The sequence below is a fragment of the Mycobacterium lentiflavum genome (genome assembly GCF_022374895.2).
Taxonomy (GTDB): domain Bacteria; phylum Actinomycetota; class Actinomycetes; order Mycobacteriales; family Mycobacteriaceae; genus Mycobacterium; species Mycobacterium lentiflavum.
In genome coordinates this window covers 1,548,029-1,564,963 of record NZ_CP092423.2, presented here as the reverse complement: position 1 = coordinate 1,564,963, position 16,935 = coordinate 1,548,029, and the positions used below count along the sequence as shown (strand labels likewise).

The 16,935-nt window shown below is 64.4% G+C and carries 16 protein-coding genes, 1 tRNA gene and 1 pseudogene; 5 read left to right on the top strand and 13 right to left on the bottom strand.

Annotation, left to right across the window (positions count from 1 at the left end):
• Positions 1 to 229: 229 nt before the first annotated feature.
• From MJO58_RS28910 to MJO58_RS07565, 8 genes and pseudogenes are all read right to left on the bottom strand, one after another.
• Positions 230 to 337: pseudogene (locus tag MJO58_RS28910) on the bottom strand (type II toxin-antitoxin system death-on-curing family toxin); the annotation flags it as partial.
• Between the two features lie 172 nt (positions 338 to 509).
• The gene (locus tag MJO58_RS07595) at positions 510 to 1,907 is read right to left on the bottom strand and encodes an IS1380 family transposase (protein ID WP_065132487.1); all 1,398 of its coding nucleotides are present in this window, start codon (positions 1,905 to 1,907) and stop codon (positions 510 to 512) included.
• A gap of 246 nt (positions 1,908 to 2,153) precedes the next feature.
• Positions 2,154 to 2,723, bottom strand: coding sequence for a carboxymuconolactone decarboxylase family protein (locus MJO58_RS07590; RefSeq protein WP_217493108.1), 570 nt, complete (start codon positions 2,721 to 2,723; stop codon positions 2,154 to 2,156).
• A 22-nt stretch (positions 2,724 to 2,745) separates the two neighbouring features.
• Positions 2,746 to 3,297, bottom strand: coding sequence for a cupin domain-containing protein (locus tag MJO58_RS07585; protein ID WP_090600978.1), 552 nt, complete (start codon positions 3,295 to 3,297; stop codon positions 2,746 to 2,748).
• A 52-nt stretch (positions 3,298 to 3,349) separates the two neighbouring features.
• Positions 3,350 to 3,859, bottom strand: a complete 510-nt coding sequence (locus tag MJO58_RS07580; RefSeq protein ID WP_090600977.1) for a hypothetical protein — start codon at positions 3,857 to 3,859, stop codon at positions 3,350 to 3,352.
• Positions 3,860 to 3,923: 64 nt separating this feature from the next.
• A complete protein-coding gene (locus tag MJO58_RS07575) occupies positions 3,924 to 4,727 on the bottom strand; it encodes an alpha/beta hydrolase (protein WP_090600976.1) in 804 nt (267 codons plus the stop codon).
• A gap of 178 nt (positions 4,728 to 4,905) precedes the next feature.
• Positions 4,906 to 6,516: a helix-turn-helix domain-containing protein gene (locus tag MJO58_RS07570; RefSeq protein WP_239722483.1), complete on the bottom strand. Its 1,611-nt coding sequence runs from the start codon at positions 6,514 to 6,516 to the stop codon at positions 4,906 to 4,908.
• A 756-nt stretch (positions 6,517 to 7,272) separates the two neighbouring features.
• The gene (locus MJO58_RS07565) at positions 7,273 to 8,442 is read right to left on the bottom strand and encodes an IS630 family transposase (RefSeq protein WP_216640277.1); all 1,170 of its coding nucleotides are present in this window, start codon (positions 8,440 to 8,442) and stop codon (positions 7,273 to 7,275) included.
• Between the two features lie 99 nt (positions 8,443 to 8,541).
• On the opposite strand from MJO58_RS07565, the gene MJO58_RS07560 reads away from it, so the two are divergent.
• Together MJO58_RS07560 and MJO58_RS07555 are read left to right on the top strand one after the other, a co-directional pair.
• Entirely contained in the window at positions 8,542 to 8,874 is a 333-nt protein-coding gene (locus MJO58_RS07560) for a hypothetical protein (RefSeq protein WP_065133844.1), read from the top strand.
• A gap of 131 nt (positions 8,875 to 9,005) precedes the next feature.
• The gene (locus MJO58_RS07555) at positions 9,006 to 10,184 is read left to right on the top strand and encodes an IS481 family transposase (RefSeq protein WP_090600974.1); all 1,179 of its coding nucleotides are present in this window, start codon (positions 9,006 to 9,008) and stop codon (positions 10,182 to 10,184) included.
• A gap of 45 nt (positions 10,185 to 10,229) precedes the next feature.
• Here the strand turns inward: MJO58_RS07555 and MJO58_RS07550 are convergent.
• From MJO58_RS07550 to pgm, 3 genes are all read right to left on the bottom strand, one after another.
• Positions 10,230 to 10,305 (bottom strand) — tRNA-Ala (locus MJO58_RS07550).
• Positions 10,306 to 10,358: 53 nt separating this feature from the next.
• A complete protein-coding gene (locus MJO58_RS07545; RefSeq protein ID WP_090600973.1) occupies positions 10,359 to 11,516 on the bottom strand; it encodes an MFS transporter in 1,158 nt (385 codons plus the stop codon).
• 92 nt (positions 11,517 to 11,608) lie between these two features.
• The gene (gene pgm / locus MJO58_RS07540) at positions 11,609 to 13,237 is read right to left on the bottom strand and encodes a phosphoglucomutase (alpha-D-glucose-1,6-bisphosphate-dependent) (protein WP_239722481.1); all 1,629 of its coding nucleotides are present in this window, start codon (positions 13,235 to 13,237) and stop codon (positions 11,609 to 11,611) included.
• Positions 13,238 to 13,317: 80 nt separating this feature from the next.
• Here pgm and crcB (MJO58_RS07535) point away from each other — a divergent pair, with 80 nt between their 5' ends.
• From crcB (MJO58_RS07535) to MJO58_RS07525, 3 genes are read left to right on the top strand one after another with little or no spacing between them, the layout of a single operon-like run.
• A complete protein-coding gene (gene crcB / locus MJO58_RS07535) occupies positions 13,318 to 13,716 on the top strand; it encodes a fluoride efflux transporter CrcB (protein ID WP_239722480.1) in 399 nt (132 codons plus the stop codon).
• Entirely contained in the window at positions 13,713 to 14,081 is a 369-nt protein-coding gene (gene crcB, locus MJO58_RS07530; protein ID WP_090600970.1) for a fluoride efflux transporter CrcB, read from the top strand. Before crcB (MJO58_RS07535) ends, crcB (MJO58_RS07530) begins: the two co-directional genes overlap by 4 nt.
• Positions 14,078 to 15,175, top strand: a complete 1,098-nt coding sequence (locus tag MJO58_RS07525; RefSeq protein ID WP_239722479.1) for a DUF190 domain-containing protein — start codon at positions 14,078 to 14,080, stop codon at positions 15,173 to 15,175. The genes crcB (MJO58_RS07530) and MJO58_RS07525 overlap by 4 nt, the downstream gene beginning before the upstream one ends.
• A 26-nt stretch (positions 15,176 to 15,201) precedes the next feature.
• On the opposite strand, the gene MJO58_RS07520 is transcribed toward MJO58_RS07525, so the two are convergent.
• Both MJO58_RS07520 and MJO58_RS07515 read right to left on the bottom strand, forming a co-directional pair.
• Positions 15,202 to 16,260 (bottom strand): hypothetical protein, encoded by a 1,059-nt coding sequence (locus MJO58_RS07520; protein ID WP_239722478.1) that lies wholly within the window; start codon positions 16,258 to 16,260, stop codon positions 15,202 to 15,204.
• Between the two features lie 25 nt (positions 16,261 to 16,285).
• Entirely contained in the window at positions 16,286 to 16,906 is a 621-nt protein-coding gene (locus tag MJO58_RS07515) for a GNAT family N-acetyltransferase (RefSeq protein ID WP_239722476.1), read from the bottom strand.
• Positions 16,907 to 16,935 lie beyond the last annotated feature (29 nt).

Sequence of the window (16,935 nt, the reverse complement as noted above, 5' to 3'; positions counted from 1 at the left end):
ATTATCCCGACTGAGCGGTTAGAAAACATGTGGCCGGCGTGAGCGGATGCTCGGGCAGATCAGCGTCAGAAGCTGAGCCGTTCCGGATCGGCTGGGAGTACCAGCAACGCTCAGCCTACACCCTCACCGGTCGAAAGGCGTGGTCGTGGGTGCTGAGTAACGGCGATTTTCTTGGGGTCGAAGCCTGCGCATATCCCGTCGCCCGGCAGCTCAGCCGTCGTGGTAGCTCCCAACTGCGCAATCGCGCTGAGATCTCGTCGAGATCGGACATTGCACCGGTAGCCTCCCCGATCACACTATCGAAGCGCTCGTCCTCCGGCGCACTGATCCACTGAGCGCTAACCTCGATTTTGCATACCGGTAGGCCGGGGTGCGGGTTGGCCGCGGATTGGCTTGTGCATTCAGTATTTTCGGGTTTTGACATGTTTACTCGCCCCGTGTCGCGGGGTGTGCGAGGTTTCCAGGGCCTTGGGCCTTTCGTGGTCGTTGGGACGGGGTGGTTGGGCGGGTCAGGGGAAGGCTGCGCGGATGCGGTGCCAGGCGTTGGTGATCGTTGTGGCCCAGCGCCAGGTGGAGTCGATGCGGAGCCGCAGTTGTCGGGCGCCGCGGGTGATGCGGGCGGCAACGTGTAGCACACGGTAGCGGAACGTGGCGATCTCGCAGCGGGCGATCTTGGGTTGGTCGGCGAACCCGAGTAGTTTCGCCCAGGTCACGAGATCGTTTGCAGTCAAGACGATTTCCAGCCAGGCGGCGTTCGCGTCGAAGCCGTGGCAGGGCAGGTTGGCCAGCCCGGTGGCCTTGCCTTCGCGGATGCGGTCCTCGACGCGGGCATGTTGGCGGTGTCGCAGCTCGAGTCCGGCCAACTGCCCCGGGATGACACCTGGGGGTGTGTCGGTGATAAAAGCGGTCACCCGCATGCCGTCGGCATCGGTGAACCGCAGCTGGGCGCCGGGGTGCGGGCGCTCCTTGCGCAGGACCAACCGGGTTCCGGCAGGCCACGCGGACAGGTTGACCAGGTCGGTGGCCTCGGCCACCCAGGCCCCGTCGCGGATGTCGCCGGTGGCCTCGATCGCCGGGTACCAGGCATTACCGAGATTGAGGGTGTCCACGGCATCCTGCACGCGGGCATCGACCGGGAAGCCGAAGGAGAATCCGGCGTCGTGATCGCGGCAGGCGTTGGCGAAGGCATGGGTGGCACCGGCCGAGTCCGAGCGCACCACGACCTTGGGCGCCTCGGGATTGTGCGGGCCGTGACGCCAATCGGCCGGCAGCGACGCCAATGCCTGCTCAAGGACCGTGACGTGGTCGGCCGCAGTGTTGCTGCCCGCGTTGCCTTTGCGCAGCAGCCCGGCCAGCGCCTCACCGCCGGCGATCTCTGGGCGGTCCAGAAACGCTAACAACGGGTGGTGTCCGAACGACTTTTTCCAGGTAGAAGCCGCGCTCTCCTTGTTGTCGGAGTGGTCGATGACCAACGTGGCGTCAATATCGATATGCAGCCACTTGCCAGGTGGCGGGTTGGCTCCTGCGGCCCAGGCCGCCGCTCTGGCCGCCGCGCGGGCAGCGCGCACTCCCGCCAGGTGCGCCGCATCGACGCGCTGGTCAACCAGGCGCCACATGGTGGTCGTCGAGGCCGCCGCACCGAATACATGCTCGCGGTCCCTGCAGAGTTGCCCGATCCCGTCGATACAGTCCGCGCCGTCGGCCACCGCCGCCGCCAAATCAGCGAACACCGCACCCGGTGCGTAGACCCATGGGCCCTGGTACGTATCGGCTAATGAGGCCGTGACCTGCGACGACAACCCGGTCAGGTCGGCCAACTCACGCAACAACCCCATCCCCGCATGCGACACCACGCCGTGCCCGTCCGCCGACACTTTCACCCGAGAAACCGCTGCGCTACCCTTCACCTAGAAAGTGCCCTCCCGCTCGGAATCATGGACCTTCAGCAGTCTCATTATCCCTTGCAGGACAGGCACTTTCGCTAACCCCGCACCGTGTCATCCCAAGTTGCGCGCAAAATCCAGGCTAATAGCCAGGAACGTCCGGCAGGCTGTCCACGCACGTCGCAACGCACCGAAACCGGAACTTGCGCGGCTGATAACCCGCCCAGGCGCTTGCGCCAACTGTGAGATGGTCAACCTCTCCCACTACCCTCATTGATCAACACCCGGTACCGGCACGTCAAAACAGTTGAGCACCATCGAAATTAGGCAATACCCGCCGACCAGAAACACCAGCTCGCCGACTCCGTCGCGCCCGAACGCTGCCACTGCTCGGCGATAGGTGGAGTCGGGCAGGATGTGACCGGTGGCCAAGGTGCGGGCGATGTCGTGAGCGATCGCATCGTCGTCGCTCAGATCGGCGGGACGATTTCCTGCAGCGAGCGTCGCGATCTGCGCAGGTGATAAGCCGGCGACTTCCCCCATGATTTCGTGGGCATAGAGTTCATAGCGGGCATTGAATACCGCTCCGACAGTCAGGATTGTGGTCTCGCGCACCGTTTTCGGCAACTGCGCTTGCGAGCCGATCGCGGCCAGGAAGCGCAGCGCAGGAACTCCGAACGTCGGGAAATGAAGCATGGCCGGGTACGGGCCGACCAACGCAGCCTGCTGGTCGAGCGAAACGACACGGGGCATGCTCCGCGCCACCAGGTCGACGATGGTGTCGTGCACCTCGCGGAGTTCGGGATTAAGGTCTTCGGGCAGCAACGGGGGTAATCGCATAGCAGCGTTCCTCTCACGTGGGTCAGAGACCATCGGTGAATTCACCGTCGATCAGGACGAACACGACACGGCAGTTGCGCTCAGACCTGTTGGCCCAGGCGTGGTTCGTGCCGCGCTGGATGACGATGTCGCCGGCGCGGATCGTCGTTTCGTCCACGTCGGTGATCAACGTGATTTCCCCCTGCAGCACGATCCCGTAGTCGACGGTTTCCGTGCGATGCATCAACGGGTGCCGGGCGCCCGGTGTCGACGCGTCGGCTCCCCCCATGGCTCTGAATCCCGCGCGCGCGTCGGCCTCGCTGAGGTGTCGGATGTCATAATCTTCGGGTGGGAAGTCGATAACCCGAATCCTGGTGCCTCCCTTCGGAGGAGCCAGCACCAGACCATCGTCCTCGGGTTCGCGCGACTGCCGATCAATCACCGCCGGGGTTCGGCGGGTATTCCATACCTCATAGAACGTCGGACCGATTGTTCCGCCCACCTGCACCACATGCGTCGGTGGCCCATCGGAGACGATGACCGCGCTGCCTGCTTCGTCATGGCCGGTGACGACCCGCCGGAATGCTGCCGACATTTGTTCTCTCCCATGATTCAACTGACGTAGGCGCGCAAGTCCGGAAGGTCCGTCATGCCGATCCTCCCGAGGTCTTCGCGCGCGCGTTGGACAGTTTGCGTTCGATGTCGGCGACGAAGCCCGGGGTCTCCTCCTCGACGTGCTTGCGCACGAAGAAAGGGTTGCCGATCAACACTCCGGCCAGCCGCAAAATGAACGGCATCTCGATCTCCACGTCGCAGGCAAAAGTCGTCGTGTTCGCGGTCTGCGGAGTCGCAGTCATAATCCAGCGGACGAGGACGTGCACAGGGATGAGATGAAAGAGGTACGCCTGCGAACGCTCGGACAGCATCTCGACTCGCGCAGGTCCGGCCTCACGCTCCAGATAGTGCTGAATCATCAACAGGGAACCGATCGCTTCGACGTTGACGCTGCCACGCCGACCGCCCTCAGTGAAGGTTCCCGCCGCGCGGTGACCATGAGCGGCCGCCTGATAGTCGCTGTCCGAGAGCGAAAATAGCCACTGCTCAAGGTCCACCTCGTCAGCGGGGGCATGGATGACGGCCTGGTGACTGAACTTCATGTGGTTCTCCTAGATCGGTTGTCTGACAGTGGGTTTGATGATCTACCGGGGAGGTCCTCGGACGCTATCGGCGAACGCCCCAGGCGGTTCGGCTGACAAGCCAGGTCAGTATTGTGTCGGCGACGGCGCGCCAGCCGTGGTCGATCGTCAGGGAATGCCCACGCCCGTCGAATTGGTGGAAGTCGGTGGTAGCAGACGATTTTGAGTAGCGGTTGTACGCAGCTCGAGCGCTGACCAGCGGCACCGTGTGGTCCAGTGTGCCTGCGGTGATCAGGAGTGGCCCACGGGAGTTGTTGGCGGTGTCGACCTTTGCGGGCGAGTTCGGTGAGAGGCCGGCAAATGCTCCTTCGAATAACGGCTTACCGGGTGAGGGAATCGACCATTGCTCCCAAAGCTCGTCGGATTCGGCTTGGGCTAAGGCATTTCCGAAGCCGTACTGGAACTGCGCCCGGGTGAGGGCTTTTGTGCGCCAGCGATTAAGTGGATTACCCAATACCGGGAAGGCCGAGCGGAGTTGTTCAAAAGGCAGTGTTCTGACGCCCTTGATCGGCGCAGGGTCGATCGCTACCGCGGCGGCTAGCTTGTTCTCTCCAAGCAGTCGTTGAGCGATCAACCCGCCGCAGGAATGTCCGATGGCTATTGGGGGTGTGTCGAATGAGTCGGCGATGTCGGCGAAGTGGGCGGTGAGCTCGGCGATGCCCATGCCGTTTTGGGCGCCTGGGTTCTCCCGCGTCGCGGCGAGGGTCTGGGCTTCACCGGGCCAGCACGGTGCAATGGCATCGTGCCCAGCGGCTGCGAAGTGTTCGATCCAGGGCAGCCACGACCTGTGTGAAAGCCACAGTCCATGAATCAGGATGATGTCTGCCATCGCGGTGCGCTCCCGTCACTAACCACGACGCGCGTGCCGAACTCACCGGCTGTGGCAAGAGCCGCGATGAACGGTCTCCCTTAGTGGTCAGGGACACCACGTTAGGTCGCAGACGGGGTGGCCGACATCGACCGAATGATGCGTTTCCACCAGGACCTCATGATCCAAATGGTGTAGTTCAGTGCGTGTTAGCGACGATGTGGTTCTGATAGGCCCAGGCCACCGCTGCGGTGCGCGAGGAGACCCCCAACTTCGCATAGATGTTGGCTAGGTGCCTGCGGACCGTCATCTCGCTGATGAAGATCTGCTGGGCCACCTGCCGGTTGGTGGCGCCACGCGCGATCGCCCGCAGGACCTCGAGCTCGCGACGGGTCAATCCACCCAGCGCCCCCCTGTCGCAAACGCCGCTGGGTTTCACGCCTAGTTGGCGATAGACATTCTCCGCCGTCGACATGTCGGCGGCGGCCATGTCGTCGAGGCCGAGACCGCGGTGCGCGAGTGCCATCCACTCGTAGACCTCGGCCATCTCGTAGCGCCACTGTTGGGTGCGGTACTCGCGCAGGGCAGTCTTCAGGCTCACCAGGGCGGCGGCATCGTCGCCGCGGCGTACCAGCACTGCCCCGCGCGCATGGGCGGCCCATCCCCGGAAACCGGGAGTGTCGAACGCGACAGCCCCGTCGGCGAGCTCACGGCAGTGCTGTTCGGCTTCGTCGAGCGTGTCGCGGGTCAGGGCTACTCCAGCGGCGGCCCACAGCAGCCGCATCCGATCCAATGTGTCCGCCCCCGACAGGGCGAGGCGCAAGTCCGTCCACGCCGCCTCGGGCTGACCCAATTTGCATTTCAGCAGCGCCTCGCCGGGTTGCGGGTCCACGCCCAGGCCCCGCGTCTTGGCGAAGGCCACCATCGCGCCGTCGGAATTTCCGCGCAGCCGACGCACCTCGCCCGTTTCGTAGTAACCCGCAGCGCACACCCACGAGTTAATGCCCTCCAATGCCACACTGGCGGTGAGCAATTGGTCCTCCAGTTGGCCGTAGTCGGCGTCCGCAGCGGCCAACTGGAGGCGATGCACATCACACACTCCGTAATAGGGCGTCATCCTATTCACGTCGCACCACCGCTCCATGGCATCGATCCAGGCCTGCATCCGGGGCCGGTCGGCAAGCTTGTGGCACACATGCAAAACGACGCAGTAGACGTGGCCCGCCCACTCCAGGCCTACCTCCCCAGCCAACAAAAACAAGATCGCTTCGTCGATGAGGGTGTACCCATCGCTCACCCGGGCTTCATAGATCGCCGCGAGCCCCTGAACGACGAGCGACAACGACGCAAGCGCCGGATCATCCAGCCGGGCACAGATATCGCGCATCGCCGCCGCGCGGCGGGAGAGCTCGTCGGCATCGCGCATCGCCATCGCGATGATCGCATCGAGGTAGGCAAGGTATCCGTGAGTGGGGCTGCCGGGAGTTTCCGCGATCAAGCGGCGGGTCCGCGCCATCCACCCGTTGGCGATGTTCGGATCGCCGCGGACCACCCACTCCAACGCGATATGTAGTGCCTTCATTGCCGCGGCGCGAGGATCGGAGCGCACCATGAGGACGTACACTCGCTCCGCCAGCCGCACCGCCTCCCGGCCTTGACCGAGCCGCCACGCCGCCGTCGCGTAGGCATCTAAGTCGTCGAGCGCCATGCTGCCCGCTGCGTCGGCGCGGACGAACGCCGCGTAACTCACATTCCAGTCCCCGCGCTCGAATGCGATCCGCGCAACTGCCAAGTCGTCAGGCGTACTCATAGGTAGCGACATCCCATGATTTCGTGGGCATAGAGTTCGTAGCGTACGTGAAAGCTGCTCCGACGGTGAGGATTGCGATCTCGCGTACCGTTTTCGGCAGGTCCGCCTCGGCACTTATCGCGGCCAGGAATCGCACCGCCGAAACGCCGGGCATTTTGACGCGGGGATATCGAACTGGTTGCCCACTCGGGCGAGAATCTCACGAAGGTAGGCACCACGACTGGCAGCAGCGTAGCGATGCCAGAGGTCAGTTATGGTTCGGTTGTCGGACCAGCCAGCTTGGGGTGTGGCAGCACCCACCGTTTCGAGACCGGTGAGTGAGAACCGGTGCCCGAAGTTGTTTGTGGACACCTGATTTCGTATTAGCGCATTGGAGGAGTCAATCGCGCCATAAAGATGCTCGGATAGTCGCCACTCTGGGCCACTTCCCGGCCAGCGAGCCGATTTCTCTCGATGTCAAGCACGATATCGTTGTCGCGAGATGGCATTGCGAATGCTTATTCGAATCGACGACGGTTCTCATCTGGTGGGGCCAGAGCGCGGCAATATGTCGACTTCGAGATCGAGACGGCGTCCAGGAGTCTTCGCGACGGTGGCGGCAGTATTGAGCGGTCGTCGTGATGGCCAACTTTAATAACTACCGCATGGTCTGGACGACTCCTGGCCGATCCGACATACGTACGTCGCCTAGCGTGACGCCTTGGACGCGTCTCCCCTGGTGGAGCTAAGTGGTCTCGCCCGTAAGTTCGTCGGGGGTCAGGCGGCGCATGGCTGTGCGGGGTTTCCGGCGTGCATGGGTTGATGCTGGTCGAGTCGGTCCAGGAGGTTAGCGAGGTCGCTGGTGGTGAACTTCCACTTGAACGGTCGGGCGGTGGCGTTGTAGCGGTCCTCGAACGCGGACAGGCGGTCGGAGACGGCCTCGATATCGGTGAAGTCGTTGGGCGAGAGCGCTTTTCGTTGGACGATGGAGAAGTAGATCTCGATCTGGTTCAGCCAGGACGCATGCACCGGGGTGTGCACCATGATGGCGTTGGGAAACTGCGCGGCGAGCCGGTCCATCGCAGCCTGTCCGCGGTGGGAGGAGCCGTTGTCGACGATCCAGAACACCCGGTCCGCGGAGGCGTAGGGCTGCTGGGTCATGACCTGGGTCACGAGGCGAGCGAAGGGTTCGATGCCGGTGGTGTCCTCACAGCGGCCGAACACCTGCGCGTGGTGCACGTCGTAGGCGGCCAGGTAGGCCAGGGCGCCGCCACGGTCGTAGTCGTGGTTGACCCGCATCGCCCGAGACACACCGGGCGCGAGGGTGGGGTGGCAGCGGCAGCGGGCCTGAATGGAGGTCTTCTCGTCGGCGGAGATCACATAATCGTTGTCCCCCAGAGGTTTGCCGTCCCATGTCCGGTTGTAGAGGTCGAGTACCCGCTGCGCCTTGGTAGCGAAGCCGGGGTCGGTGATGAAGATCCACGACCGGTACTGCCACGGTTTAAGCGCGTCCTCCGACAGCCACCGGCGGATGGTCGCTGGCGATATCGACCCGCAAATCCCGTCGGTGATCGCCTGTTGAGCCAGCTCCGGGCACGACCACCGCGACAGCGGTATCCCCTTGTCTCGCAGTGGTGTGCAGGCCATCGCTTTGACCCGGGCGACTTGGACAGCAGTGAACTTGGGTCGGCGACCCGATCGCTTCGCATCGGCCAGTGACGCCGCACCCGGTGCCGCGCACCAGCGGCAACGCCACTTGCGGACGGTATCTTCACATATCTGAAGGCGCCGTGCGATCTGTGCGTTCGACTCTCCCGCAGCAGCCGCGAGCACGATCTTGGCCCGCGTCACGAGCCGTTGCTCGGTGCGCCCCGCCCGGGTCATCCGGTTCAGTTCACGGCGCTGTGAACCGGTCAACGTGATCCGGTCAGTGCTGGTCGGTGACATTCTGGCGCTCCATGACGAGTTCCCATTAGCCACTTCAGCCTCACCCGCCACGGGATGAATGGTGGTCAACGACACGCCGATCCGGCAGGATCGGTGAGCATGGCCGCACCGCCGACGTCGACGAAAACGTCCCTGCAACAGCGGCTGTCCGCCCGCGCCTGCGAACGATGGCCGCAACTGGCCGGTGTCGATGTGCGCTTTCGCGGCGCGTTCGCCTACGTCACCGGGCACACCGTCGACGGCGACACGCTGCCGCTGATGCGGCTGCGCTACGGCGGATCCGCCGCCCGCTGGGGCTTCGCGATGTATCTGGCCTCCAAGGACGGCTACCAAGATTCTGTGCTGCCCACCGGCGACTTCGCCGGCGCCCCCGAAGATGCCCTCGACACCGCCTGCGGCCTCTACCTCGGGGACCCAACCGCCTGGACATAACCCCCGACGAACTTACGGGCGAGACCACTAAGGGTGTGTGAGTTCACGACATAGGTGACAGATGAGTCGCGTCATGGGTTACACCTGTGTCGATACCTGATGAGTCGCGTCATAGGTGACAGTCATGGTGGATGTCCAAAGCGCGTGTGGTCGTCCTTGAAGTCGTTAGTGGTCATCTGTCGGTGAGCGCGGCAGCCCGGGTCTATGGCATGTCGCGGCAACATATTTATCGGCTGGTCGGTCGCTACCAGCGGGGCGGTTTGGAAGCGGTGGATCCGCGGTCTCGACGCCCGGCCAGCAACCCTCGCGCCGTGTCTGATGAAGTGATCGCGGCGATCGTGTTACTGCGAGAAAAGCTCACCATCGAAGGCCTCGACGCCGGCCCGCTGACTCTGCAGTGGCATCTGACGCAACAGGGCTTTGCATCGCCGTCGACCTCGACCATCCGACGCATCCTGCATCACCATGGCCTGATCGTCCCGGCGCCGCGTAAACGCCCCAAAAGCTCCTATCACCGCTTTGCCGCTGAGCAGCCCAACGAATGCTGGCAATCGGATTTCACCCATTGGAGCCTGGCCGATGGCAGTGGTGTGGAAATCCTCAACTGGCTCGATGATCACTCCCGATTTCTGCTGGCGACCACCGCTTATCGGCGCGTGGGTGGCTCCGACGTCGTGGCCAGCTTCACCACCACCGCCACACACTATGGTCTGCCGGCCTCCACCTTGACCGACAACGGATCGGTTTACACCTCACGATTCACCCACGGCTACAACGACTTCGAACGCCTCCTGGCCAGCCTGGGCATCACCCAGAAAAACGGTCACCCCGGACATCCCCAAACCCAAGGCAAAATCGAACGCTTCCACCAAACCCTCAAACGCTGGCTAGCCCCTCGACCCCGGCCAGCCACCGTAGCCGCCATGCAAACCCTGCTCGACGACTTCACCGTCATCTACAACACCCAACGCACGCACCGCGCCTTACCCGCGGCCACCACTCCCGCCCAGGCCTACACCGCTCGCCCCAAAGCCAGCCCACCGCACAGTCCCACCGGACACTTCCGCATCCGCCACGACACCGTCGACCAATTCGGCAAACTCACCCTGCGCCACGGCAGCCACCTGCACCACCTGGGCATCGGCCGCACCCACGCCGGCATCGCCGTGCTCATCTTGGTGACCACCAACACCGTCACGGTCATCAGCAAAAGCCAGCACCGAGTCCTCAGCAGCCACCACATCGACCCCGCCGCAAACTACTGGCGCAACCAAAACAAAAACCCCGGCCGATGGCCGGGGAATCTGTAACCCATGACCCGACTCATCTGTCACCGATGACTCGACTCATCACACTGGTGGAGCTAAGGGGATTCGAACCCCTGACCCCCACACTGCCAGTGTGGTGCGCTACCAACTGCGCCATAGCCCCAAGTCGTGCCAATCGAAGCTACACCACTGGCCACTGTCCATCAAAGTTGCTGGTCAGGCAGCATCAAGCTCGGGCTCAGCCGGCAAGAGATCCAGCACCGGTCGCGTTTCCGGCGACACCACCCAACCGAAGGCCGCGATCACCAACACAATTCCGCTGATCGTGAAGCCCCACCCGTAGTTCAGCTGCTCGGCGACCCAGCCAACCGCCATAGACCCGACGATCGCGCCCAGATCCGTCACCATCTGCACCGCAGCCACGGGAAGGCCCGCGCGGGCCTCACTGCCCAGGATGTCGGCGACCGCGGCCTGCAACGGCGACATGAAGATGCCCGTCGTCGCGCCGCTGACAAACGCCGCGACCATGAACGCCGGCAGTGACGACACCAGGCCGAGCCACACGGTCGCCACCCCGGACGTCGTCAGGCCGATGATCAACAGCGTGCGCCGTCCCATCCGGTCCGACAGGTAGCCGCTGGGTACGACGGCCAGCGCATTACCGCCCGCGAACGCGGCGAGCGTCCAGCCGATGACACCGACGCTGCAGTGCATCACGTCCGAGAGGAACAGCGGGACCAGCGCGATGCGCAGCCCAAATGCCGACCAGCCCGTCGCGAAATTGGACAGCAGGGCCGACCGATACGCGCGAACCCGCAGCGCCTCTCGCATCGTCACCGTCGATCGGGTCGGGGGCGGGGGCGCGGCCAGCGCCGAGTTCCGCAGGCTGTAGAACAGCACCACCGCCACACCTAGTAATGCAACGCCGTACACGACAAACGGAGCCGTCAGCCCCCAGCCCGCCGCCAGGCCGCCGACCGCCGGCCCACCGACGGCCCCGATCATGAACGAGGTGGTGAACAGGCCCGCGATCCGCCCGCGCGCATCGGCCGGGCTGATGTGGATCATCAAACCCAGCGCCGAGACATAAAACATTGTCGACCCGATGCCGCTGAGGGCACGGCAGAGCAGCAGTTGCCAATACGCCTGGGAATAGGCACACGCGGCGGTGGAAAATGCCACGATCAGCAAACCGCCTATATAGACGCGCCGCTCACCCAACCGCTGTGCCAGTAACCCGCTTACCGGTGCGAAACACAGCCGACTCAACGAAAACACGGTGACCAGGAAAGTCACCGCGTTGATGCTGACCCCGAAAGTTCGCGCGAAGGTCGGTAGCGCCGGTGAAACCACGCCGTAGCCCAGCGCGATCATGATATTCGCCCAGCTGAGAATCCAGACTTCGCGCGGCAGCTGAACAGAACGTGATCCGCGCCCCCCTGCGCGGACACGACAGAGGGTAAAGGTCACCCAATGACTTTATTAACTACCTCGCGCGCACTTTCTTGCACCTGGCTCAAATGCTCGGGCCCGTTGAAGGACTCCGCGTAGATTTTGTAGACGTCCTCGGTGCCCGAAGGCCGCGCAGCAAACCACGCATTGGCCGTCGTCACTTTCAGTCCGCCCAGTGCGGCGCCATTGCCGGGCGCAGTGGTCAGCTTGGCGATGATCGGCTCTCCGGCCAACTCCGTCGCGGTCACCTGGTCTGGCGAGAGCTTGGAAAGCTGGGCTTTTTGCTCGCGGTCAGCGGGAGCGTCGACCCGCGCGTAGTACGGAGTGCCGTACTTGTCGGCCAGCTCTTGGTACCGCTGCGACGGCGTGGATCCGGTGACGGCCAGGATCTCGGAAGCCAACAGCGCCAGGGTGATGCCGTCCTTGTCGGTGGTCCACACCGATCCGTCGCGCCGCAGGAACGACGCCCCCGCCGACTCCTCGCCGCCGAAGCCGATGGTCCCGCCGATCAGGCCGTCGACGAACCACTTGAATCCGACCGGTACTTCGACGAGTTTGCGTTCGATGCCGGCGACCACCCGGTCGATGATCGACGAGCTGACCGCGGTCTTGCCGACCGCGATGCCCGCCGGCCAGGACGGCCGATGGGTGTAGAGGTAGTCGATGGCCGCGGCCAGATAGTGGTTGGGGTTCATCAGCCCCGCGTCGGGAGTGACGATGCCGTGGCGGTCCGAGTCGGCGTCATTTCCGGTGGCGATCTGGTAGCGGTCCCGGTTGGCGATCAGCCCGGCCATCGCATTCGGGGAACTGCAGTCCATCCGGATCTTGCCGTCGTGGTCAAGCGTCATGAACCGCCACGTCGCGTCGACGAGCGGATTGACCACGGTCAGGTCGAGATTGTGCCGTTCGGCGATGGCGGCCCAGTAATCCACGCTGGCCCCGCCCAGCGGGTCCGCCCCAATCCGTATGCCCGCCTTACGAATAACGTCGAGATCGACCACGTTCGGCAGGTCGGCGACGTAGGCGTCCATATAGTCGTGGCGCTGGGTGGTCGGCAGTGCGCGCGCTAGCGGTACCCGCTTGACTCCCTCGCCGCTGCTAAGAATCTCGTTGGCGCGCTTGGCAATTGCGTTCGTCGCATCGGTATCCGCCGGGCCGCCGTTGGGTGGGTTGTACTTGAAACCCCCGTCATACGGTGGGTTGTGCGACGGCGTCACAACGATCCCGTCGGCCAGCGCATCGGAGCGGCCGCGGTTGTAGCTGAGGATGGCGTGGCTGACCGCGGGAGTCGGCGTGTAGCGGTCGGCCGAGTCGATCATGGCGACCACGTCGTTGGCGGCCAGCACCTCGAGCGCCGACGCCCACGCCGGTTCGGAGAGGCCGTGGGTGTCGCGGCCGATGAACAACGGACCGGTGGTGCCGTGCGCTGCCCGGTACTCGACGATCGCCTGGGTGATCGCCAAGATATGGGCCTCGTTGAACGCGCCACCCAGGGCCGAGCCACGGTGACCCGACGTCCCAAAGGCCACCTGCTGCGCCACGTCGTCGGGGTCGGGTTGGATGGTGTAGTACGCCGTGACTAAATGGGATAGGTCGACGAGGTCTTCGGGCTGGGCCGGCTGACCGGCTCGCGGGTTGGCCATGTCTACAGATTGTGCCCGTGTCGGACGCGCACGTCGCTCTACGCTGCGTAGCGCATTGGCAAACGAAAGGGAACCAACCGGTGGCACGACCTGACTATCGCGAGTTGGGCGCGGTTTTTGCCGGCGGAGCGGTGGGCTCGGTCGCCCGCGCGGCGCTCAGCACTCTTGCTCATCCTGACCCGTCGACGTGGCCGTGGCCGACGTTCGTCGTCAACATCGTTGGCGCCTTCCTGGTGGGTTACTTCACCACCCGCCTGCTGGAACGATTGCCGCTGTCGAGTTATCGACGACCGCTGCTGGGCACCGGATTATGCGGCGGCTTAACGACTTTTTCGACCATGCTAGTCGAGACGCTGAAGATGCTCGAACACGGGCACTGGCTGCTGGCGCTGGCCTACACCGTCACCAGCATCGCGCTCGGGTTGCTCGCCGCACACCTGGCGACCGCTTTGGTGCGCCGGGTGCGGGTGCGCTCGTGACGACGTTCTTGGTCTGGGCCGGGGTCGCGCTGATCGGCGGCATCGGTTCGGTCTCTCGCTTCCTGGTGGACCGCACGGTCACCCGCCGGGTGGCACGACCTTTTCCGGTTGGCACGCTGGCGGTGAACATCAGCGGCGCGGCGCTGCTCGGGTTTCTCGGCGGCCTGGCGTTGAGCAAGGATGCGGCGTTGCTGGCCGGCACCGCGTTCGTCGGTGCCTACACCACCTTTTCCACCTGGATGCTAGAGACTCAGCGACTCGGCGAGGAGCGCCGCACGTGGGCTGCGATCGCCAACATCGTGGTCAGCGTCGTGCTCGGCGTCGCCGCGGCACTACTCGGACAATGGTTGGCGGAGCAGCTATGAACCAACCCTGCCTGAAGTTGACCGCGTACTTCGGCGAACGCCAGCGCGCGGTCGGCGACGAGAGGCGCTTCCTGGCCGACGCGATGTTCGATCTGTTCGGCGCCAACGATGTTGCGACCAGCGTGATGCTGCGCGGCATCGCCAGTTTCGGGGCGAGCCATGAGCTGCGCAGCGACGTGTCGTTGAGCCTGTCCGAGGATCCGGCGATCGCGATCGCCGCGGTCGACATCGAGCCGAAGATCCGTTCCCTGGTCGACGAAGTCGCCGCGCAGACCGGGCGCGGACTGCTGACGCTGGAGCGGGCGCGACTGGTCACCCGGCAACGAGGTATCGACGCGCTCGGCGACTTCGATACGCACAACGGCGATGCCGCAAAACTGACGGTGTATGTCGGCCGGCAAGAGCGCGTCGCCGGGAGAGCAGCGTACTACGCGGTCTGCGAACGGATGTATCGGCACGGATTCGCAGGTGCCATAGCGCTTCTCGGCGTCGACGGCACCGTCCACGGACAACGCCGCCGGGCGCACTTCTTCGGCCGCAATGTCAATGTCCCGATGATGATCATCGGCATCGGCTCGACTGAGCAGGTTTGCGCTGCCGCAACGGAATTGGCCGATGTGCTGGCCGCACCGCTGTTGACGGTCGAACGGGTGCGCTTGTGCAAACGCGACGGTGAGATGTTCGCCCGCCCACAGCAGCTGCCGATGACGGACGACCAGGGACGCACCCTGTGGCAAAAGCTGATGGTGTACACCGCCGAAGCCACCCGGTACGACGCGCTGCCGATCCATCGTGCCCTCGTGCAACGCCTGATGCGGTCGGGAACGGCGCGGGGGGCGACGGTGCTGCGCGGCATGTGGGGATTTCACGGTGACCATAAACCGCACGGGGACAAGTTTTTTCAGGTCGCGCGACGGGTGCCGGTTACGACCATCGTCGTCGACACGCCGGAATCGATCGCGCGTAGTTTCGATATCGTCGACGAGCTGACCGACCACCACGGGTTGGTCACCAGCGAAATGGTTCCGGCGGTGCTGTCACTCGACGAGACGCAACGGCTAGGCGACATCTCGTTGGCTAGTCACGATTACTGATGCGAAATCTGTTGACGGACAGCGCCTTAGCGGTGCGGATGACACGGCGGGATGAGGGCTTTGTCCTCATCGACCAGCTGACTGACGAGGCCGTGGTAAGTAGCTTGGCGAGCGAGCATTTCGTCGGTGGACTGGGACGCGAACGAGTCACGTCGCGCCTCGGTCACCACCGCTACCGCATCGGTGGAGATCTTCGCGATGCGCTGCAGATGTTGTGCGATGTCGGGTGCTGACGCCTGCTGCGAGTAAGCGACGAGCCGATCCGACCAGTCCTGGTACTTGTCGAGGCCGGGGCCGCCGGGCGTGATCAAAGACGCATCGAGCATGCCGGGGTGTTCGTGAATGAACCCCACGACCGCGTCGGCGGTACGGCAGTCCCGGCTCGGCCCGCCCTGCTCATACACCGCGAAAACTGCTCCCGCGACCGCGATGACGACAACGACGGCAAAGGACAGCCGAAACCGCCGGTCGGGCGGCGGCGCGGCGCAGTCGTGCGCCCCGGCCAGCACCGAGAGTGTTTGGGGGCTGGAGTCGGCCGCCGAGCGCAGGATCGCGACACGTGTTGGCAACTGGCGTGCTTTGTGCGTCGCCCAGGCCATTCGGGCCGCCACCAGCGACGCCAACGCGCTCCAGGTCAGCCCGGCCCTCGCGTCGTTGCCGAGGAATTCCAGCACCGCGGCGACCCCCCAGAGGACGGGGACGATCCACGCCACCCTGCGCTGCCACACCGGCACCCGACGCTGGTAAGCCATCGAAAGCTCACCGATGCGGACGGCAGCCGCCAAAACTGCCGGGTCCGTCGGAACCTCACCGCGACGCAGCGCCTTGACGGCTTGGGATCGTTGCGCCAGGTCCAGTCCGGTCACGGTCCGCGCGTAGCTTTGCTGAATCGGCCGCCGGGCACGCGTCAGCAGCGCGGTCACGATCACGCTGAACAGCAGCACCGACAACAACGGCCAGGCCCAGCCGGATGCCGCAAACCCGGGCAGCCCCAGGCCGCAGATCACCGACAGCGTGATCGTGAACGTTGCCGCATTCACCAGCCACAGCACCCACCATGGCGCCACCACAAGCCGAGCCCACATCGCTACTCACTTTCGCAGAGACAACTCAGCGCTCGCGGGCCCGGGGCACGTCGTCGGGCGTGCGGGGCAAAACGTACAGCGCCATCCGCCGGTTGGACATGTCGTGCTCGCCGAGAAAAGCGCAGCCGCCCCGCTCACAGAACTTGCGCGCCGCGACGTTGCGGTGGTCCGGATCGAACATGATTCGGCGACATTGTGGTTCGAGATTGAAGATGCTGACCACCAAGTGCGGCAGCAAGTAACTGACGTGTCCCCGGCTTATATGATCCAAATCGGCCACCGCGACGTGTAGGCCCAAATCGTAGGGGTCGTACTCATATCTGCCCGCAATGGAATCCTTTGCTGCCCTATAGAGTTCGAGGTACCCGCGGTCTATCCCCTCCAGGCTGGCCAACAGGGGGCGAGAGAAGCTGCTCTCGAGTTGCGCACGCAGGTAACGACGCCAGCGCTCGGCCGGCCACGGATACTCCCACGATTCGGCCAGATGCGGTCGGTTCATCCACTCCGAGATCATCTCGGCGTCGGCGTCCGCATCGACGAGTCGCAAGCCGTATGGCTGCGGCAGTTGCGGCATCGGCGGCGGCGCGACATTGCGGACCTCAGCGCTGATGTCGGTGAGCTGGCGGGGCAGGATCACTTCTGTCATGTCTGTCGCGCAGCCTACCCCCATCGCCG